This window comes from Devosia litorisediminis, from assembly GCF_018334155.1.
Lineage (GTDB): Bacteria > Pseudomonadota > Alphaproteobacteria > Rhizobiales > Devosiaceae > Devosia > Devosia litorisediminis.
In genome coordinates, this window is record NZ_JAGXTP010000001.1 from 1,195,940 (window position 1) to 1,216,620 (window position 20,681).

Here is a 20,681-nt window from a genome sequence, read left to right on the forward strand (position 1 = left end):
GAAGGCGGCCCGAGGGCCGCCTTCTGTCTGTCTTAGCCCAGGCCAAGGCGGCGTTGCCACCAGCCGGCCTTCTTCTTGGGTGCCGGTTCGTCAGCCGCTTCGGCTTCGCTCGGTGCGGCGCTGGATGAAACCACAACGCCCTCTTCAGGCAGTTCCTTCTTGGCGCGGCGTGGCTTGGCTGGCGCCTCGGGTGCGGCTTCAACGGCTGCGGCAGCTTCTGGCGCTGGTGCAGGCTCGGCTGTGGGTGCAGCTTCAGCGACGCTGACCTCTGGCGCTGCCTCAGCGGCTGCTTCAGTGGCCTTGGGCTTGCGCGCCCGTGGCTTACGCTTGGGCTTTTCGGCCGGCGCTTCCTCGGCCGCAGCGTCTGGCGCCGCAGCAGCGGCTTCAGCGGCAACAGCGGCCACTTCGGCTGGCGAGGTTGGCTTGCCCGCTGCCGGCTTGCGACGGCGGGTCCGCTTGGGCTTTTCAGCCGGTGCGTCTTCTGCCGCAACTTCAACAGCTTCAGCGGTTGCCGCTTCTACGGGAGCAGCTTCGGCGGGTGCTGCCAGTTCTTCCTGGACCAGCAGCTTGTCGGCCACTGCATCGACAGTTTCAGGTGTCAGCGCGGTTTCACCGGTGGCTGGGGATTGTTCGGTTCCCTCTTCGCCATCGCGACGGTTGCGGCGGCCACCACGACGACCGCGGCGGCGGCGCTTGCGCGGCTCGCCATCGGCGCCTTCAGCATCTTCAGCTGTGGGACGAGCGCTGTTTTCCTCGCCGTCTTCGGCCTCGGCATCAGCATCGGCTTCAGCGCCTTCGGCAGGAGCCTGTGCGGCGCGCTGCTGGGGTGGACGCTGGCCATTCTCTTCGCCGCGCTCGGCACCGCCACGACGGCGACGGCGACGACGGCGCGTCCGGCCTTCACCTTCGCCAGCGTCGGCGTTGGATGCGGCCTTTTCCTCGGCTTCTTCGTCCTCGACCTCGTCGACGATATCATCGTCAGCATCGTCTTCGATGATGGCGCTATCGACGCGGACATGCTCGGCAGCGCGCTGCTCGGCATAGGCGATGACCCGGGCATCGCCCTTCTCGATGGCGAACTGGTGACCGGTCATCTTGCCATCAGCGGTGATGGTGATGGATAGCTGGTTGCGGATTTCCAGCGTGGTCAGGGTCTCGCGCTTGAAGTTGAGGATGTAGAGGGCGACCTCGACGGGCACCCGCACGTTGATCGACTGGCCCTGACGGCGCAGCACGTGTTCCTCGATATTGCGCATGATCATCAGCGCCAGCGACTCGACCGAGCGCACCAGACCGGTGCCATCGCACATCGGGCACTTGTGGGTGGAGCTTTCAACGACGCCAAAGCGGATACGCTGACGGCTCATTTCCATCAGGCCGAAATGGCTGATGCGGCCAACCTGAATGCGGGCGCGATCGTCCTTGAGGCAGTCCTTGAGCTTGCGCTCGACAGCCCGGTTGGAGCGGTTTTCCATCATGTCGATGAAATCGATCACGATCAGACCGGCCAGATCCCGCAGACGGAGCTGGCGCGCGACTTCATCGGCAGCTTCCAGGTTGGTCTGGAGCGCGGTGTCCTCGATATTGTGCTCCTTGGTGGAGCGGCCCGAGTTCACGTCGATCGAAACCAGCGCTTCAGTCGGGTTGATCACGATGTAACCGCCTGAAGGCAGGGTGACCGTGGGCGAGAACATGGAGTCGAGCTGTGCCTCGATGCCATATTTGGAGAATAGCGGCTGATCATCCTTGTAGAGCTGCACGTTCTTGGCGTGGCTCGGCATGATCATGCGCATGAAGTCCTTGGCTTCACGGAAGGCGTCGTCGCCCGCCACAAAGACCTCGTCGATCTCCTTGTTGTAGAGATCGCGGATGGTTCGCTTGATCAGCGAGCCTTCCTCATAGACTAGGCACGGTGCCTGGCTCTTGAGGGTGAGCTCGCGCACGCTCTCCCAGAGGCGCATCAGATATTCAAAGTCGCGCTTGACCTCGGCCTTGGTGCGTGACGCACCGGCGGTGCGCAGAATGACGCCCATGCCCTGGGGTACTTCGAGATCGGACGTGATTTCCTTGAGGCGCTTGCGATCAGCAGCGTTGGTGATCTTGCGCGAGATGCCGCCACCGCGAGCGGTATTGGGCATCAGCACCGAATAGCGACCAGCCAGCGAGAGATAGGTTGTCAGGGCAGCGCCCTTGTTGCCGCGCTCTTCCTTGACCACCTGCACCAGCATGACCTGACGGCGCTTGATGACTTCCTGGATCTTGTAGTGCTTGCGGGTGTGGCTCTGACGGCGACGCTCTGGCACTTCCTCAAGCGCATCGGCGCCACCGATCGATTCGACCGGTTCGGAATTGGCTGGAGCCTGTTCGATGTGGCTCTCGTCTTCCCCGTCAGCGCTGTCGGAATCGCCATCGGTCTCGGCTGCAGCTTCTGCCGCGCCGGTATCCTCGGAGTCTTCCGCGTGCTCGTCATCGTGTTCTTCGTCGCGCAGCAGGGCTTCGCGGTCAGCAACGGGGATCTGGTAATAGTCTGGGTGGATTTCGCTAAAGGCCAGGAAGCCATGGCGATTGCCGCCATAGTCGACAAAGGCGGCCTGCAGGGACGGCTCAACGCGCGTCACCTTGGCGAGGTAGATGTTACCCCGCAACTGGCGGCGGGTCGCCGATTCAAAGTCGAACTCCTCGAGCCGGTTACCTGCGGTAACGACGATCCGTGTTTCTTCCGGGTGGATGGCATCCACCAGCATTCTCTTGGTAGCCATAATTAACTCCGCGCGCTCGCGCGCCGACAAGAGGGCGCCGGATAGCCGACATCCTTCTGGTAGCGCAGTGCGAGGCGAATGGTTTGGGGGTAAGTGCGCGCAGAAGCTCTGCCTTGGGCGCGCCGATATGATTGGTCATGGCTGAAAGTTGCAGCGTGACAAAGCGGCAATCGTCTTGTTCGATCGCGTCGCGTGTTGTCCGACTGCGGGCCATCTGACCTCTTCCTATTGGGTTGCCTGTATCCGAGGATCAACGGGCAACCGTCCGGCCCGAGTGGGACCGAAATTCGTATAAAAGCGCAAGAATTGCCGCTTTCAAGCCAGGGTCAGCGGGTCTCTTCGTCCCGCGTCCCGGCCACTTCTCGTTCCGCCGTTGTGAGCTTTAAGCTGCAAAAACAGGTGCACCGAGAAGCTTGCGCTTCACCATAAGCGTGTAGGGGCGTCGCGACCAAATGGCAACAGGAAACTCCAAAACCCAGCCATGACGGCGATTTGTCTGGGCATAGGCGAGCCGATGGCAGAGCGGATGTTGGCCCGGTGGGCAAATCATCGCATAAGAGCCAGATGCGCCGCAGAATCGCCCAAAGCGGATGGGAGATGCAGCGCATTCAGATTTAGGGGTCGATCTGCTCTTGTTCCATTCCATGCGTATTCTGCTGTTGCCACTGCTGGTCTGCCTGATGTCGATGACGGTTGGCAGCCTGGCGCAAGAGGCGGTGGCGCCCGTTTCGGCGCCCGTTGGCCTGCCCAATGTGATGGATGTGCGGGTTACGGTGACGCCCGAGCGCGCCCGGCTGGTCATTGATCTGGCCGCCAAGACCGAATTCTCGCTGGTTTCGCTGAGTGAGCCGGATCGACTGGCCATTGACGTGCGCGCGGCCACCCTCACGGTGCCAGAGCCGGTGGCGACGCCCTCGGAAGAAGGCGTGATCTCCGAATATCGGGTGGAGCAGGCTGGCCCGGACCGGGTGCGCACCACGCTGATGCTATCGGCGCCCGCCCAGGTACAGCAGGCTTATGTGCTCGATCCGTTCGAAGATCAGCCCGCGCGTCTGGTTGTAGATATCATTCCGGCCAGCGCCGGCGAGTTTGCGACCAATGTCGCGCGGGACCTGGCGACGGCGCAGGATATGGCGGCACTGGGCGCCGTCGTGCCCGTGACCGACAGCTCCACGCCGGCGGGCGGTTCGGAACTGCCAATCGCAACGCGTCCGCTGGTAGTGATTGACCCCGGTCATGGCGGCATTGACAGCGGCGCCGAGGCGGCCGGGGGCATCAAGGAAAAGGACATCGTGTTGTCCTTTGCGCTCAAGCTGCAGCAATTGCTGGTGGATTCGGGCCGGTTCGACGTGGCGCTGACGCGTGAGGATGACACGTTTCTGCGCCTTGAGGAGCGGGTTGCGCTGGCGCGGACCAACAAGGCCGACATTTTCATCTCGATCCATGCCGACAGCTTCCAGCAGCCCGAAATTCGCGGCGCCAGTGTCTATACGCGCGACGAGAACGCCACCGACGTGCTGGACAAGGTGCTGGCCGACTCCGAGAACAAGAGCGATGTGATCGCCGGGTTTGCCATGCCGCAGATGGCGCCCGAGGTGGTCGACATCCTGCTCGACCTGATGCGGCGCGAAATGCGGCACCAGTCCTATACGCTGGCCCAGTCCATCGTGCATCAGCTCGAGCCCAGCGTGACGCTGCGGCGGTTTCCGGTGCGGCAGGCCGATTTTTTTGTGCTGCAGGCGCCCGACGTGCCCTCCGTTCTGGTTGAGCTGGGCTTTCTGTCCAATGCCAGCGACATGGCCAATCTGCTGCAGGGCGACTGGCAGAGCCGGACAGCGGATGCGCTGGCACGCGGGATTTCGAGCTATTTTGACAGCCTGAGTGCCCCGCAGTGATGTGATAATTCGGCCACGACGGCGAGCAAGCGGTGGAAGCGTGGGGACGTTGCGGGCTTGTGATCCACTTTGGGGCCCGCGTCTGCTATGATTCTGCCAACTATCCCGGTGCGCCAGAGGCGGCACCGCATTGACCATCAAGCGTTTCTGGCCATACGAGGCGGCGCTGCGGAGAAATTGACTATATGCTGCGCTTGATCGGCTGGCTGTTCGGCTTTGGAATGTTTCTGGCCCTGGTCGCGGTTGCCGGGGGCGTCATCTATCTGACGTCGGTATCCTCGCAACTGCCCGACTATACCGTGCTCAAGGATTATCAGCCGCCGGTGACGACGCGCGTACATGCGGCCGATGGCACGCTGCTGGCCGAATTTGCCCGCGAACGGCGGCTGTTCCAGCCCATCGAGACGGTGCCGCCGCTTGTTATCGAGGCGTTCCTGTCGGCAGAGGACAAGGACTTCTACAGCCATGGCGGCATCGCCATTGATGGCATTTTCCGCGCGCTGCGTGACAATGCGCTGGCGCGGCTGGATGGCAATAATACCATTCAGGGCGGCGGTTCATCGATCACCCAGCAGGTAGCCAAGAATTTCCTGCTGACCGCGGACCAGACCTGGGATCGCAAGCTGCAGGAAGCGCTGCTGGCGATCCGGATCGAATCGACCTTTTCCAAGGACCGGATCCTTGAGCTCTATCTCAACGAGATCTTTCTGGGCCTGAACTCCTATGGAGTGGCGGCGGCGGCGCTGAACTATTTCGACAAGGCGCTGTATCAGCTGACGCTGAGCGAGGCCGCCTATATCGCGGCGCTGCCCAAGGGGCCGAACAATTACCATCCATTCCGACGCCCGCAGGCGGCCATTGAGCGCCGCAACTGGGTGATCGATCGCATGGTCGAGAATGGCTATGTCAGCGCCAAGGACGGCGCCGCGTCCAAGGACGAGCCACTCAATGTCATTCCGCGTTCGGGCGGCAGCCAGCTCTATTCGGCCGAGTATTTCACCGAGGAAGTCCGGCGCGAGCTGGCCAAGCTGTATGGCGAGGACCAGCTGTATGGCGGCGGGCTGTCGGTGCGCACGACGCTGGAGCCCAAACTGCAGGGCTATGCACGCCAGGCGTTGATGGACGGGCTGATTGCCTATGACCATGGCAAGGGGTTCCGCGAGCCGGTGGCCAGCATCGAGCTGGGCTCGGACTGGGGCATCGACGTCAACAAGGTGTCGCCGCTGAGCGATGTGCCCGAGTGGCAACTCGCCGTGGTGCTCGAGCTGGGCCAGAACGAGGCGCGCATCGGGCTGCGCCCGGATGGTGCCGCGGGCGGCGGGGTGTCGGACGAACGGCTTGAGGGCACGCTGTCCGGTCCGGAAATCAAGTGGGTTTCCAAGCCGGTACAGGACATTCTCAAGGTGGGGGATGTGGTGTATGTCTCGCCTGTGGCGGGCAAGACCGGGATCTATACGCTTGAACAGGTGCCCGAGATCGAGGGCGCGCTGGTGGCGATGGATCCACGCACCGGACGCGTTCTGGCCATGGTGGGCGGTTTCTCCTATTCGCTGAGCGAATTCAACCGGGCGACCCAGGCGCTGCGGCAGCCCGGTTCCTCGTTCAAACCAATTGTCTATGCAGCGGCGCTGGACAATGGCTATACGCCGGCCTCGGTGGTGCTCGATGCGCCGGTTGAAATCCGCAATAGCGATGGCTCGATCTGGCGCCCGGAAAACTACGCGCAGGAGTTTTACGGCCCGCAGACGCTGCGGCGCGGCATTGAACGCAGCCGGAACGTGATGACAGTGCGGCTGGCGCGCGATATCGGCATGCCGCTGGTGGCCGAATATGCGCGCCTGTTCGGCGTCTATGACACCATGCAGCCGGTGCTGGCGATGGCGCTGGGCGCGGGTGAAACCACCGATATGCGGATGACTGCGGCCTATGCGACTATCGCCAATGGCGGGCGCAAGATTGTGCCGACACTGATCGACCGTGTGCAGGATCGCTATGGCGTGACGGTCTACAAGCATGACCAGCGCCTGTGCCAGGGCTGCAAGGCGGATGGCTGGCAAGGGCAGGGTGAGCCGCTGATCGTGGACAATCGCGAGCAGGTGCTCGACCCGATGACGGCCTACCAGATCACCTCGATGATGGAAGGCGTGGTGCAGCGCGGCACCGGTACCGCCGCCAAGGTGCTCAACCGGCCCGTGGCCGGCAAGACCGGGACAACCAATGATTACAAGGATGCCTGGTTTGTCGGGTTTACGCCCGAACTGGCGGTGGGCGTCTATGTCGGTTACGACCAGCCGCGGTCGATGGGACGCTCGGTGACAGGTGGCTCGTTCGCGGTCCCGATCTTCACCGAATTTGTCGGCAAGGCGCTTGAGGGCAAGCCGGCCACGCAGTTCAAGGTGCCATCGGGCATGAGCACGGCCTGGATCAATCCCAATTCGGGCGTGAAGGCATTTGATGGCGAAGCGGCCATTGAGGAAGCGTTCAAACCCGGAACCGGCCCCAATCTGATGACCTCGGTGATCGGGCTGGACGTCAATACGTTCGATGCCATCCAGCGCCAGCAGCAGATGCAGCAGCAATATGGCGGCGGGATTACCCAGCCGAGCGGCAATGGGCAGTATCTCGATCCCAATCTTGGACGTGGCGGGCTGTTCTAGATGGCGGACTTTACCGTCTATCCCGATCAGGTCCTGACCCAGGCGGCGGCTGCGCGCGCAGTTGACGATGGGATGCGCGCGGCGGGTGTAGCCTTGCAAGCGGCGGCTGCCAGCGTTGAAGCCTATGGGCTGGCGGCAGTCCATATCGGACTGCTGGAGCCCGTGGTGGTGGTCAGCCTGGCCGGGCAGGGCGCGGCGCGTGACTATCGCGTGATGTTCAATCCGCGGATTGTCGCACTGGCGGATGAGAAGGCCTTCGGCCCCGAGGGCTCGGTCTCAATGCCGGGCATTGAAGTGCCGATCGAGCGGGCCGAGTGGGCCGAGATCGCCTTTGACAGTGCCGAAGGCCATGGCGAAACGATGCGGCTTGAGGGCTTTGCTGCGCGGGTTGCCCAACATGAGATCGATCAGGTGAACGGGGTGTTTTTCCTCAACCGGCTGTCGCGGCTCAAGCGCGATACGGCGATCCGGAAATTCCACAAGAGCCAGCGCTAGCTTGATCGCGGCGGGCGGGTCGGCTACACGGGGCGCCGCTAATACAGGATAGATTCAATGCGCACGGAAATCGAAAAGACCGTCGCCGAAATCGAGCAGGTTCTGACCCTGCTGAGGAGGCATCTTTGACTGGGATACTGCAGAAATACGCCTCGACGCGCTAACGGCGCAGACTGAATCCCCCGAATTCTGGAATGATCCGGAAAAGGCCCGCACGACCATGCGCGAGCGCGATGAGCTCGACGTGGCGGTCAAATCCGTGCGCGAGCTGGAAGCAGGGATTCGCGACAATTCCGAGCTGATCGAACTGGGCGAGCTGGAAGGCGATGCCGAGGTGGTCAAGGAAGCCGAAGACGCCCTGCTTGAGCTCAAGCAGCTGGCGCGACGCCGGCAGATCGAAACGCTGCTGTCAGGCGAAGTGGACAGCAATGATTGCTATGTGGAAATCCACTCCGGTGCCGGCGGTACCGAGAGCCAGGACTGGGCCAACATGCTTTTGCGCATGTACACCCGCTGGGCGGAACGGCGGAAGATGAAGGTCGACGTCATCGAAATGCACGATGGCGAAGAAGCTGGCATCAAGTCCGCCACCATTCTGGTCAAGGGCCACAACGCCTATGGCTGGATGAAGACCGAGAGCGGCGTGCATCGTCTGGTGCGCATCAGCCCCTATGACTCGGCTGCGCGGCGCCACACCAGCTTCTCGAGCGTCTGGGTCTATCCGGTGGTCGATGATTCCATCGATATCGAGATCCGCGAAGCCGATCTCAAGGTCGATACCTATCGCGCCTCGGGCGCTGGTGGTCAGCACGTCAATACGACGGACTCGGCGATCCGCATCACCCATATTCCGTCAGGCATTATCGTGGCCTGTCAGCAGGAGCGTAGCCAGCACAAGAACCGTGCGACGGCCATGGCCATGCTGAAATCGCGGCTATATGAAGCCGAACTGCAGAAGCGCGAGGAAGAGGCCAACGCCCAGGCGGCGAGCAAGACCGAGATCGGCTGGGGTCACCAGATCCGCAGCTATGTCCTGCAGCCCTACCAGATGGTCAAGGATCTGCGTACGAGCGTGGAAAGCGGCCAGCCGTCGCTGGTGCTGGATGGTGATCTGGATGGCTTCATGGAAGCCGCGCTTGCCCAACGTGTGGGCGTGGCGACTGATGTGGAGAGCGAGTAGGCGTTAGCTCAACAGGGCTGACAGTCGGTTACCAGCATCAAGGAAGGCCTTGGGGTTGATGGCGCTGTCGCCCTTGCGCACTTCAAAATGCAGATGCGGGCCGGTTGACCGGCCCGTTGAGCCGACCTTGGCAATGGGGGTGCCGGTGCTGACGCGCTGGCCCTCCTTGCTGAGATAACCCGACAGATGCGCGTAGCGGGTTACGAGGCCGCCATCGTGGGTGACCTCGACCACCTTGCCATAGCCCGAGCGGGTGCCCACGAAAGTGACGACACCGCGTCCCGCGCTATAGACGGGTGTGCCTGACGCTGCAGCGAAGTCGAGACCGGAGTGGAAGGCGCGGTTGCCGGTGAACGGGTCGGTGCGGTTGCCGAAGGTCGAGCTGCGGCGATAATTGCCGGAAATGGGCATGTGGACGGGCGCACCCTCGATGCTGTCGCGCGCCGCCTTGTAACGCAGCAACGCTTCCATCACGGCATTGGCGTCATCGACCATTGGCGAGCTTTCGCTGCTGTCGACGGCGTCCAGCAGTGGGCCACCCATGCCGGCTTCACCTGCCGGCAGATCAACCCGAATGCCCAGATCGCTCAATTCGGCGACAATGCTGTCGGTGCGGGCCACGGCCGTCTCGGCGATGGAGGTCATGGCAAACTGGGTTTCGTCCATCATCTGGTTGACGGCTGCGGCGGTCGCGTCGATGTCGGGGTTGCCGCCAATAGCCGGGTTGGCCAGAAAGGCGAGCGGCATGTCGGACTGGGCTGGCTGGGAGAGCGTAGCCGCTTCAATGCCAAGTTCGCCAGCCTTGTCGACCAGAATACGGACCAGTTGGTGCTGTTCGAGCAGAACTTCCTGCTGCTGAGCCAGTTCCTGGAGCTGCAGGTTGACGTCGCCGGCCTGGGCATAGCTGCGCGAGTGCAGGCGGTCGATTTCGACGCGGAGCTGGGCGATGCGGTCTTCATAGGCCTGGACGACCTGTTCGCTCTGGCCATTGAGCAGGCGGGAGATGTCGGGCGAGAGCAGAAACGCGGTGCCGAGCAGTCCATTGCCGCCCAGCAGCAGTGCGAACATGGTGTAGAACAGGGCGGGATGGACGCCGCGACGGGCTGGTCTGGTCGATTTGTCGCGACCTTTGTCGGTCCGCCCGAAACTGGCTTGATTACGCACTCTACATCCCCGTCGCACCACACTTATGGTAAGCAGAGTATGGCGCGCCGTGGTTAATAAAGCCTATTTGGCGCCTTGTTCGGACAGGTGTTCTGCCAGGGTATCGAGCACTTTTTGAGCGTGGCCACGTATGCGGGTAGCCTTGATTACCGCGGCAATGGTGCCATCGGCAGCGATGATGAAACTAGTGCGGATCAACCCCATGAACTCACGGCCATAGAGTTTCTTGAGCTGCCACAGACCGTAGGCCTGGATGGCAACACGATTGGGATCGGCGGCGAGCGGCACCTTCAGATCGTGTCTGGCGCGAAACTTCTGATGGCTTTGAATGGTGTCGGGGGAGATGCCGACAAGAGTGGCGCCGAGGGCGGTAAACTCGTCAGCGAGATCGGAGAATTCGCGGTTCTCGTCATTGCAGCCGGGCGTGCCATCCTGCGGGTAGAAGAACAATACGACGGGGCTGCCTGTGTGGGCGGCGAGATGAAAGTCACGGCCATTGTCGAGGGGCAGGGAAAAGTCTGGCGCTTTGTCCCCTGTTGCGAGTTGGCGCATGACGCGTCCTATCAGTGAATGCTCGAAAAATGTGGGTGTCGGTGCCCTAAAACAGCCGGTATCATTGGGCATTAGAGCGCATAACGCGCCTGATTCCTTTGGGCGCCAGAAGATATCGGCAGAGCCTGGTTCTGGAAGCAAGTGAGCGCGTCAATCTTACCACCAGACACCCCCGACAGTAAGGCGGCGCCAGCCAAGCGCCACCCTGTGCGCCATACAGCCAAAATCGCGGTCTGGGTTCTGGGTATTCCGGCGCTTCTGTCGCTGCTGCTCTATCTGGTGCTGCTGATCACGCCGATCCGCCTGCCATTCGGCAGTGAGGCGGCACAGGCGGCCGCCAGTTCGGCGCTGCCGCCGACCAGTCAATTGACGCTGGGTCCCATGGCGCTGGCGCTGGAAAACGGTGTGTGGCCGGTCATCCAATTCTCGCCGGTATTGTTCACCGACAGCAAGACTGGTGCGCGGGTCGCCATGGATGCGCTGGAAGTCGGCTTTTCGCCGACCCGGGCCTTGTTCGGCCAGCCTGGCGCGACGGTGACCATCGTCAAACCCCACATCCAGATTGTGCAGGATCTGTTCGGGCCCCGGCTGACGAGCTTTCAACTGGTGGAAGACCCCGGCGGCGGCCCTCCCATTATCCGGGTTCAGGAGGGCGATGACGCCTTTCCCACGGTTGATATCGGATCAGAGGGCATTGATCTGGGCGCGGCTGCAGCGCCCATTTCCATGCGCTCGGACAATGACTGGCTGATCTACAATCTCGAAGCCAGCGAAGTGGGTATTGCCGATCTGGTGGATCAAGCGGCGCAGGGGCGGTTCTCGCGGCTGCGCGTGCGTGACGGCATCGTGGGCATGCATGATTCCGTCTATGGGCTGTTCCGCCGCTTTGAGGACATCAACCTGGAGATAGGCCCATCTGCCGATTTGCAGGATACGCACGGCACGTTCTCGGCGACACTGGGTGGACGGCGGCTGTCGGGCAGCGTGTCGCGCACGCTCGACGATGCAGGCAATGCCCGGTTCGAGGCCGATGTAGCCAATATCGATTTCGCGGCGTTTCTGCCCTTTATCGACGATGCCGGCAGTATGGCGGCGCTGCGTGGCGCCGGGGCCTTGTCGATTGACGTCAATTTCGATGGCGCGCGCGGCAAGCTGGTCGATGGGCGGTTCAAGGTCGACCTGACCGGGCTCGATCTGCGGCTCAAGGATGCCTATTTTCCGATCGCCAGTTCGATCATGGATATCAACTGGACGCCGGGTTCGGGGCAGTTTTCCCTAGAGGATGCGGCGCTTCAGATTGGCAATAGTTCGGCTCGGGTGTCGGGCGTTTTTGCGATGGGGCTGGACCCGACCTATGGGCCGACGCTGGGTATTGCGCTGAACGCGAGCAAGGTCGTCATCCACCCCGAAGATATGGAAGCGCCGCAAACGCCGTTTGACAGCGTGGAGTTCTCGGGCTGGTCGGCACCGCTTTACGGGGCGCTGGGCATTGATCGGTTGATCGCGCGCAAGGGCGCGGCTCTGGTGGAGGCCGCGGGCCGTATGGACATGCTGCAGGCCGGGCTGGGGATCGACATGACGATCGCCGGGCAGGGCGTCAGCGCGGACGACATGAAACGCCTGTGGCCCTACGTGATGGCGCCGGAAAGCCGCGACTGGTTTGTGGCCAATGTAACCGAAGGCGCAGTCAAGACGGCGCGCATGGCATTCAGGTTTCCCGTCGGCTCGATGGGGGAAGAGGGCGAGAACAAGCCGATCCCCGATGGCGCGATTCAGATCGATCTGGTGGGCGAGGGGGTGGCGGTCAAGCCAACCGCGGCGATGGCACCGATTGCGGTGGGCGGCGAGACGCGGCTGCAGATCGATGATGCCGATGTCACCATTTCGGCGGGTGGTGGGCGACTGGCGACAGAAGCCGGCACGATCGTGGTCGCCAATCCGGCGGTGATTATCGACAATTCGCAGCTCGACGACCGGATCGTCGAGGTTTCCGGCGATATCACCAGCGCCATTCCGGCCTTGCTCGATCTGGTGGAAAGCCAGCAGCCCGATCTGCTCGCCAATGCCGAGTTGCCGTTTGATCTCAAAGCACTGACCGGGGTGGTTGATGCGGGGTTGGTGGCCACGATCCATCTGCCGGACGAGGCATCGGGCCGGCAGATGAGCTTTGACTACGTGCTCAACGGCACGGTGGCCGATTTCACCAGCACCCAGCCCATCGAAAATCGCAGCATTGGCAATGGCCAGCTGACCTTCAGCGCATCGCAGGACGGCTATCAGCTGGGTGGAACGGCGGAGATCGACGGCATCCCGGCCCGCGTGGAAATCGGTGGTACCCCAACCACTGATCCGATGTTCCGGCTGTCTTCGACCCTGGATGTGGCCGAGCTGGCCAAGATGGGGGTGGATGCCTCTAAGTTCCTCTCGGGCAAGGTGCGCTTTGTGGCGCAGCCGGCGGCTGACGGAACGCTGCAAATGGCGGTCGACCTCAAGGATGCCGCGCTCAATATCAAGGATCTGGGGATCACCAAGGCAGCCGGTACGGCCGGTTCGCTCAGTGCGATTGTGCGCCAGGACGGTCAGCGCACCGCGCTGAGCGGGATTGACCTGTCGTTTGGCAGTGTGCGGGCACTGGGCGAGATGGAAGTCGATGCCAGCAAGGGGCTAGTGTCGGCCGATTTCAGCCAGATTGCGCTGAGCCAGGGCGATAGTGCGCGGCTGACGGTCGCGCCGCTTGATGGCGGCTATGCGGTGCGCATTGGCGGCACCCAGCTTGATCTCAAGCCGATGCTGAAGCGGTTCTTCGGGCTCAATGAAGGGGCGGGCGGGGTGCAGGCCACCCAGCTGGACCAGACCATTGTGCTCGATGTCGAGCTTGAGCGGGCGCTGGGTTTCTATGCGACCACGGCGTTCAATCTTGATCTCTCATTGCGGTTGCGCGGTAGCGATGTGCGCGAGGCCAGCCTGACCGGGCAGTTCAATGACGGCAATGGGCTGTCGGTGACCAGCAATCCGGCGCCGAAGGGGCGGACGATTTCGGTGGCCTTCAATGATGCCGGCACGATCCTGCGCTTTCTGGGGGTCTATTCCCAGCTTGCGGGTGGGTCGGGCAATCTGGTGCTGACCACCGATCGCGATCAGGATGTCGAGATGGGGCAGTTGCTGATGCGCGACTTTGCCATTGTCGATGAGGCCAATGTTGCGCAGGTGCTGGGCAATCACTCGGATTCGCGGGCGGCAATTGCGCGGCAGAACCGGCTCGATTTTGATGTGGCCGAGGTTGATTTTCTGCGGCGCTCAGACCGGGTAGAGGTGAGCAATGCCATGGTGACCGGCAGCACGGTGGGCGGCACGATGCGCGGGTTCATCTATACCAAGCAGAAGCAATATGACCTGACGGGCACCTATGTGCCGCTGTTCGGGCTCAACAGCGTGTTCCAGAAGATTCCGCTGCTCGGCCCGATCCTGGGCGGGCGCGATGGCGAGGGCCTGGTGGGCGTGACCTTTGCGGTGCAGGGGCCGCTGGACAAGCCCGAGTTCAAGATCAATCCGCTATCGGCGCTGGTGCCGGGGGCGTTCCGCGAGCTGTTCGAATTCCGGGCCAAGGAATTGCCGCAGGCAGAATAGAAAAAGGCGCCGATTGCGCGGCGCCTTTTGTCTGGTTCGCTGTGGGGCCTCGATCAGACCGGCTTGAGCAGCGCGTGGCGCTTCTTGCCCACCGAAAGTTTGATGACGCCTTCTTCGAGCAAGGCATTGTCGCCAATGGCCAGCTTGTCGTCGTCGATCACCGCGTCATTGACGCGAACGGCGCCCGATTTGACGTGGCGGCGCGCTTCGCCATTGGAGGCCGCCAGACCAACCGTGACCAGGGCGGCCAGAATGCCGACGCCGCCCGCCAGTTCGGCATGGGTGACGGTGGCGGTGGGCAGCGACAGATCAATCGAGCCCGCCTCAAAGGTGGCGCGGGCGGTTTCGGCAGCTTCTTCGGCGGCAGCGCGGCCGCGGATCATGGCGGTGACTTCGGTGGCGAGGCGCTTTTTGGCTTCGTTGATGTCCCCGGCAATGACGCGGGCGATCTCATCGAGCGGCAGGGTGGTGTAGAGCTTGAGGAAGCGCTCGACGTCGGCGTCCTCGGTATTGCGCCAGTACTGCCAGAAATCGTAGGCCGAAAGCAGGTCTTCATTGAGCCAGATGGCCCCGTTGAGCGACTTGCCCATCTTGGCGCCCGAGGCGGTGGTCAGCAGCGGGCTGGTCAGGGCATAGAGCTGGGGGGTGCCCAGACGATGACCCAGATCGATGCCGTTGACGATATTGCCCCACTGGTCCGATCCGCCCATCTGCAGCCGCACGCCATAGCGGCGGTTGAGTTCGACGAAGTCGTAGGCCTGCAGGATCATGTAGTTGAATTCGAGGAAGCTGAGCGACTGCTCGCGATCGAGCCGCTGTTTGACCGAGTCAAAGCTGAGCATGCGGTTGATCGAGAAGTGCTGGCCGACATCGCGCAGGAATTCGAGATAGTTGAGCGGCATGAGCCACTCGGCATTGTTGAGCATCAGTGCGTCTTTGGCGGCATCGCCAAAGGTCAGGTAGTTGGAGAACACCTGCTTGATGCCATTGATGTTGGCATCAATGGTGTCGGTGGTCATCAGCTTGCGCGCTTCGTCCTTGAAGGAGGGGTCGCCCACCATGCCGGTGCCGCCGCCCATCAGGGCTACGGCGCGGTGGCCGGTCCTTTCGAGCCAGTGCAGCATCATGATCTGGATCAGGCTGCCGACATGGAGCGAGGAGGCGGTGGGATCAAAGCCGATATAGGCGGTGACGGTCTCGGTGCAGAACAGCTCGTCCAGCCCCGTATCGTCGGAGGTCTGGTGGATGAAGCCGCGCTCGGAGAGCGTGCGGAGAAATTCAGATTTGAACTGGGTCATTTGGTGCGATCCGGATAACGCTTTTGGAATGGGGAGACCCGCCTGGCGGCATCTCCCCGGGTTCGGATGATCGCAATAATGCGCTCGAGACTAGCGCCCGCCGCCGTCGGCGATCTCCTGACGGCGACGGTCGAGATATTCGGCGCAGGCGGTGGTCAGTTCGTCCACCTTGCCCTCGAAGAAGTGGTTGGCACCTTCAACGATCTGCTGCTCGATGGTGATGCCCTTCTGGGTCTTGAGCTTGTCGACCAGCTTCTGCACCGAGCTTGGCGGCGCAACGCGGTCCTTGTCACCATGGATGATCAGGCCCGACGACGGGCAGGGGGCCAGGAACGAGAAGTCATAAAGGTTTTCCGGTGGGGCAACCGAGATGAAGCCCTCAACCTCGGGACGGCGCATCAGCAGCTGCATGCCGATCCAGGCACCAAAGGAGAATCCGGCGATCCAGCAGCCGCGCGATTCGCGGTTGATGGTCTGCAGCCAATCGAGCGCGGATGCGGCGTCAGAGAGTTCACCGACACCGTGATCGAACATGCCCTGGCTGCGGCCGACGCCGCGCGAATTGAAGCGGAGCACCGCAAAGCCGCGTTCAACGAACATGTAGAACAGGTTGTAGATGATCTGGTTATTCATCGTGCCACCAAACTGGGGGTGGGGATGAAGCAGGATGGCAATCGGAGCATTGGGCTCCTTGCCTGGCTGGTAACGGCCTTCCAGACGACCCTCTGGTCCGTTGAAAATCACTTCTGGCATGGTGTCACTTCTTCCGGCCGTTGTGGCTCTGTTCGTGTGCATTCTGCGGTGTTTTGGCGGGGGGCTGCGGCTTGACTAAGCCTGCCCGGCTCCCTAAAACATGGGTCGCAAAATCTAGTTTAGAATTATTCGAAACTCGGGTTTTAGGCCACGTGCGGCCTGCAAGAGCGCCCCTTGTAATGAAGTTGGGCGTCAAATTTCAAGAAGTGTTTGCAAGCAGGGGCGCCAAGGCGTCTCGGCACAGGCATGGATGGTATGAGCGGCGCGCATGCGCCAAACGGGAATCCGATGACCAGACCGGCGATCTATCTTGATCATAACGCCGCGTCCCCGCTTCTGCCTGAAGCGCGGGCGGCGCTGATGGCTGCGCTCGATCTGGTCGGCAATCCATCATCGGTGCATGGCCATGGCCGTGCCCTGCGCAATGTTATCGACACCGCCCGGGGGCAAGTGGCTGCGCTGGCAGATGCCGAACGCAAGCAGGTGGTGTTCACCGGTTCGGCGACCGAAGCGATCACCCAGGCAATTGTCGGTGGCGCCAAGGCGTTTGATGCCAGTGCCATTGTCATCAGTGCCGGTGAGCATGCGGCGGTAGGCAAGGCGGCCGAAGCGACCGGATTGCCGGTGATCATCATTGGCCTGCTGGGCGATGGCTGCATTGATCTCGATCAACTGGCGCAGGTAATCGCGGACGCCGAGGGTAATCTGCTGGTGGCGCTGCACTGGGTGAACAATGAGACCGGCGTGATCCAGCCTATGGGGCGGATCAATGGGCTGGTCGGACCAACCCGGCATACGCTGTTTGTTGATGCGGTTCAGGCCTTTGGCAAGCTGGACCTCGAATTTGCCGCTTCGGCACCCGATATGATGGCGGTGAGTGGCCACAAGATTGGCGCTGCGGCCGGTATCGGTGCGCTGCTGGTCAAGGCTCATGCCGACACTGTCCGGTTGATTCCGGGCGGCGGGCAGGAGCAGGGTCGACGCGGTGGCACTGAAGCGGTGGCGCTGATTGCGGCCTTTGGTGCGGCAGCGGCTGCCATCGCCGGACGCTACCAGGCGGCCGATGTTGCCGCACTGACGGCACGGCTCGAAGCAGCCCTGCCTGCTGAAGCGGTGGTGTTTGGCGGCGATCGGTTGGGCAATGTGACCAATTTCGCGGTGCCGCGCGTAAAGAACAGTACAGCGATGATGGGACTGGACCTGCTGGGTCTGTCGGTATCGTCGGGCTCTGCCTGCTCGTCGGGCAAGGTTGGTCCCAGCCATGTGCTGGCTGCCATGGGGGTCAATGAAGACCTGGCTGAGTGCGCATTGCGTGTCAGCCTGGGCTGGAATTCCACTGCGGCGGACGTTGATGCGTTCGTTGCCGGTTACAAATCAGTGCTTGAGCGCCAGAGGGCGCGGCAAGGGCAGGCGGCCTAGGCTGCATCAGTTTTAGACGGTTCGCGGCGACCTTGAATCGCCGAGGAGCAATTAGGAGAAGCCGACATGGCGGACTACGACCATATTCCGACGCTCAAAGAGAACATTGATCGCGCCACCGTGGATTCGGTGCTGTCGCTTGACGTGGACAAGTACAAATACGGTTTCGAGACCGATATCGAATCCGACATGGCCCCGAAGGGTCTGAGCGAAGATACGGTCCGGTTCATCTCGGCCAAGAAGAATGAACCCGAGTGGATGCTGGAATGGCGTCTGGAAGCCTATAAGCGCTTCCTGACCCTAGAAGAGCCGACCTGGGCCAAGGTGCATTATCCCAAGATCGATCTTCAGGACATGCACTACTACGCTGCGCCCAAATCGACGCCAGCGCCCACCAGTCTGGATGAAGTCGATCCGGCGCTGCTCGAGATGTATGACAAGCTGGGCATTCCGCTCAAGGAGCGCGAGATCCTGGCCGGCGTCGAGCGTCCCAATGTGGCCGTCGACGCGGTGATGGATTCGGTGTCCGTCGTGACTACGTTCCGTGAGGAACTGGCCAAGGTGGGCATCATCTTCTGCTCGATCTCGGAAGCCATTCGTGAATATCCCGAGATGATCAAGAAGTACCTCGCCTCTGTGGTGCCGGTTTCGGACAATTACTATGCGACGCTGAACAGCGCCGTGTTTACCGATGGCTCGTTCGTCTACATCCCCAAGGGCGTCCGCTGCCCGATGGAACTGAGCACCTATTTCCGGATCAACGAAAAAAAGACCGGGCAGTTCGAGCGCACGCTGATCATCGCCGAAGAAGGTAGCTATGTGAGCTATCTCGAAGGCTGCACCGCACCAATGCGCGCCGAGAGCCAGCTGCATGCCGCTGTGGTGGAGCTGGTGGCGATGGATGATGCCGAGATCAAGTACTCGACCGTTCAGAACTGGTATCCCGGCGACAAGGACGGCAAGGGCGGCATCTACAATTTCGTCACCAAGCGTGGCGATTGCCGCGGCGCCAATTCCAAGATCTCCTGGACCCAGGTGGAAACCGGTTCGGCCGTGACCTGGAAGTATCCAAGCTGCATTCTGCGCGGCGACGGTTCGCGCGGCGAGTTCTACTCGATCGCCATTTCGAACGGGTACCAACAGGTCGATAGCGGCACCAAGATGATCCATCTGGGCAAGAACACGTCCAGCCGCATCATCTCCAAGGGCATTGCCGCCGGCTTTTCGGACAATACCTATCGCGGTCAGGTCTCGGCTCATGCCAAGGCCAAGAATGCGCGCAACTTCACGCAGTGCGACAGCTTGCTGATCGGCGACAAGTGCGGTGCCCATACCGTGCCCTATATCGAGAGCCGCAATGGCACCGCGGTGTTCGAGCACGAAGCGACGACATCCAAGATTTCGGACGACCAGATGTTCTATTGCCAGCAGCGTGGCCTGAACGAAGAAGAAGCGGTGGCGTTGATCGTGAACGGCTTCGTACGCGACGTGCTGCAGCATCTGCCCATGGAATTCATGGTCGAGACGCAGAAGCTGATCGCCATCAGCCTAGAAGGCAGTGTTGGATGAGCCAGAACAATATGCAGACCGTGGTCAGCCTGGCTGATCTGGCGCTCAAGCGGCGCGACATGGCTGCGGGTATTGGTTCGAATTCAGCCAATATCTCCAAGGCCATGGGACTGACCCAGCTTGGTGCGAGCTATTTCGAAGTCGCGCCGCGCGAAGCCGCCTTTCCGCTGCATGCCCATTATCAGGAAGATGAGATCATCATCATTTTGTCGGGCACAGGCACCTATCGCTTCGGCGAGCACAGCCATGCGGTCAAGGCGGGTGATGCCTTGTCGGCCCCCGCTGGTCGGGCGGAGCTAGCGCATCAACTGACCAATACGGGCAGCGAGAGCCTGAAATACATCTGTGTTTCGACCCTGCCTGAAATCAATGTGGTGGAGCTGCCCGAGCTGGGTGTGGTGCGCATTCATAGCCGCGCACCCAATGGCCCGGGGTCGGTGGAGCTGAAAACGCCCGCCAGCAACACGTAATTCGGGCTTTCGGCCCAGACGCAATTGGGGGCATTGCCCCGCACAAACGGACGGCAGCAGTGCCGGAAAGAGCAGACAAGATGACCACTCCAATCCTTGAAATCCGCAATTTGCACGCGCGTATCGAAGATCGTGAAATCCTTAAGGGCGTGAACCTGATCATTCCGCCCGGCGAAGTGCACGCCGTGATGGGCCGTAATGGTTCGGGCAAGTCGACGCTGAGCTATGTGCTGGCGGGCAAGGAAGACTATGAGATCACCGAGGGCGAAGTGCTGCTCGACGGCGAGAACCTGCTGGACATGGACCCGGCCGAGCGCGCTGCGGCCGGCCTGTTCCTGGCCTTTCAGTACCCGATCGAGATTCCCGGCGTGGCAACCATGACATTCCTCAAGGCCGCCATGAACGCCCAGCGCAAGGCACGCGGCGAAGCCGAGATGAGCACACCCGATTTCATGCGCGCGGTGAAGACTGCCGGCACCGATCTGCAGATCGACACCGCCATGCTCAAGCGTCCGCTCAATGTGGGCTTTTCGGGCGGCGAGAAGAAGCGCGCCGAAGTGCTGCAGATGGCGCTGCTCGAGCCCAAGATGTGCATTCTGGACGAGACAGATTCGGGCCTCGATATCGATGCGCTGCAGGTCGTTTCCAAGGGCGTGAACGCGCTGCGGACTGCTGGCCGCTCGATGCTGGTGATCACGCACTATCAGCGCCTGCTCAACCACATCGTGCCTGACGTGGTGCATGTGTTCAGCGATGGCAAGATTGTTGAAAGCGGCGACAAGGATCTGGCACTCAAGCTCGAAGCCAAGGGCTATGCCGACTTCGACGGCGCGGCGGCCTGAT

At 61.8% G+C, this 20,681-nt stretch carries 14 protein-coding genes; 9 read left to right on the forward strand and 5 right to left on the reverse strand.

All coding sequences use genetic code 11. The features are described 5' to 3' along the window. Positions 1-32 precede the first annotated feature (32 nt). Positions 33-2,759: an Rne/Rng family ribonuclease gene (locus KD146_RS05775; protein ID WP_212657767.1), complete on the reverse strand. Its 2,727-nt coding sequence runs from the start codon at positions 2,757-2,759 to the stop codon at positions 33-35. Between the two features lie 644 nt (positions 2,760-3,403). On the opposite strand from KD146_RS05775, the gene KD146_RS05780 reads away from it, so the two are divergent. The 4 genes from KD146_RS05780 to prfB all read left to right on the forward strand — a co-directional run bounded on the left by KD146_RS05780 (position 3,404) and on the right by prfB (position 8,986). Next, the gene (locus KD146_RS05780) at positions 3,404-4,654 is read left to right on the forward strand and encodes an N-acetylmuramoyl-L-alanine amidase (protein WP_212657768.1); all 1,251 of its coding nucleotides are present in this window, start codon (positions 3,404-3,406) and stop codon (positions 4,652-4,654) included. A 185-nt stretch (positions 4,655-4,839) separates the two neighbouring features. Continuing rightward, positions 4,840-7,311 carry a penicillin-binding protein 1A gene (locus KD146_RS05785; RefSeq protein WP_212657769.1) on the forward strand — a complete coding sequence of 824 codons (2,472 nt, stop codon included), beginning with the start codon at positions 4,840-4,842 and terminating at the stop codon, positions 7,309-7,311. Continuing rightward, the gene (locus KD146_RS05790) at positions 7,312-7,806 is read left to right on the forward strand and encodes a peptide deformylase (protein WP_212657770.1); all 495 of its coding nucleotides are present in this window, start codon (positions 7,312-7,314) and stop codon (positions 7,804-7,806) included. It begins immediately after the preceding gene. Positions 7,807-7,863: 57 nt separating this feature from the next. Continuing rightward, positions 7,864-8,986, forward strand: a protein-coding gene (prfB, locus tag KD146_RS05795) for a peptide chain release factor 2 (RefSeq protein ID WP_212657771.1) whose coding sequence is annotated in 2 segments (ribosomal slippage) — positions 7,864-7,932 and positions 7,934-8,986 — 1,122 coding nt in all. Because the reading frame shifts where the segments join, the coding sequence is not laid out codon by codon here. A 3-nt stretch (positions 8,987-8,989) separates the two neighbouring features. Here prfB and KD146_RS18450 read toward each other — a convergent pair. Further along, positions 8,990-10,150 carry a M23 family metallopeptidase gene (locus KD146_RS18450; protein WP_212657772.1) on the reverse strand — a complete coding sequence of 387 codons (1,161 nt, stop codon included), beginning with the start codon at positions 10,148-10,150 and terminating at the stop codon, positions 8,990-8,992. A gap of 63 nt (positions 10,151-10,213) precedes the next feature. Further along, a complete protein-coding gene (locus KD146_RS05805; protein WP_212657773.1) occupies positions 10,214-10,702 on the reverse strand; it encodes a peroxiredoxin in 489 nt (162 codons plus the stop codon). A gap of 141 nt (positions 10,703-10,843) precedes the next feature. Between KD146_RS05805 and KD146_RS18455 the strand changes: the two genes are divergently transcribed. Next, positions 10,844-14,329: an AsmA-like C-terminal domain-containing protein gene (locus KD146_RS18455; protein WP_212657774.1), complete on the forward strand. Its 3,486-nt coding sequence runs from the start codon at positions 10,844-10,846 to the stop codon at positions 14,327-14,329. A 53-nt stretch (positions 14,330-14,382) separates the two neighbouring features. On the opposite strand, the gene tyrS is transcribed toward KD146_RS18455, so the two are convergent. Both tyrS and KD146_RS05820 read right to left on the reverse strand, forming a co-directional pair. Beyond that, on the reverse strand, positions 14,383-15,627 hold the full coding sequence (gene tyrS / locus KD146_RS05815) for a tyrosine--tRNA ligase (protein ID WP_212657775.1): 1,245 nt from the start codon (positions 15,625-15,627) through the stop codon (positions 14,383-14,385). Between the two features lie 90 nt (positions 15,628-15,717). Then, a complete protein-coding gene (locus KD146_RS05820) occupies positions 15,718-16,380 on the reverse strand; it encodes an alpha/beta hydrolase (protein WP_212657776.1) in 663 nt (220 codons plus the stop codon). Between the two features lie 288 nt (positions 16,381-16,668). On the opposite strand from KD146_RS05820, the gene KD146_RS05825 reads away from it, so the two are divergent. The 4 genes from KD146_RS05825 to sufC all read left to right on the forward strand — a co-directional run bounded on the left by KD146_RS05825 (position 16,669) and on the right by sufC (position 20,680). Beyond that, a complete protein-coding gene (locus KD146_RS05825; RefSeq protein ID WP_212657777.1) occupies positions 16,669-17,799 on the forward strand; it encodes a cysteine desulfurase family protein in 1,131 nt (376 codons plus the stop codon). A gap of 66 nt (positions 17,800-17,865) precedes the next feature. Continuing rightward, entirely contained in the window at positions 17,866-19,368 is a 1,503-nt protein-coding gene (gene sufB, locus KD146_RS05830) for a Fe-S cluster assembly protein SufB (protein ID WP_212657778.1), read from the forward strand. Continuing rightward, positions 19,365-19,838 carry a cupin domain-containing protein gene (locus tag KD146_RS05835; RefSeq protein ID WP_212657779.1) on the forward strand — a complete coding sequence of 158 codons (474 nt, stop codon included), beginning with the start codon at positions 19,365-19,367 and terminating at the stop codon, positions 19,836-19,838. The genes sufB and KD146_RS05835 overlap by 4 nt, the downstream gene beginning before the upstream one ends. A gap of 92 nt (positions 19,839-19,930) precedes the next feature. Continuing rightward, positions 19,931-20,680, forward strand: coding sequence for a Fe-S cluster assembly ATPase SufC (sufC, locus tag KD146_RS05840; RefSeq protein ID WP_212659126.1), 750 nt, complete (start codon positions 19,931-19,933; stop codon positions 20,678-20,680). Position 20,681 lies beyond the last annotated feature (1 nt).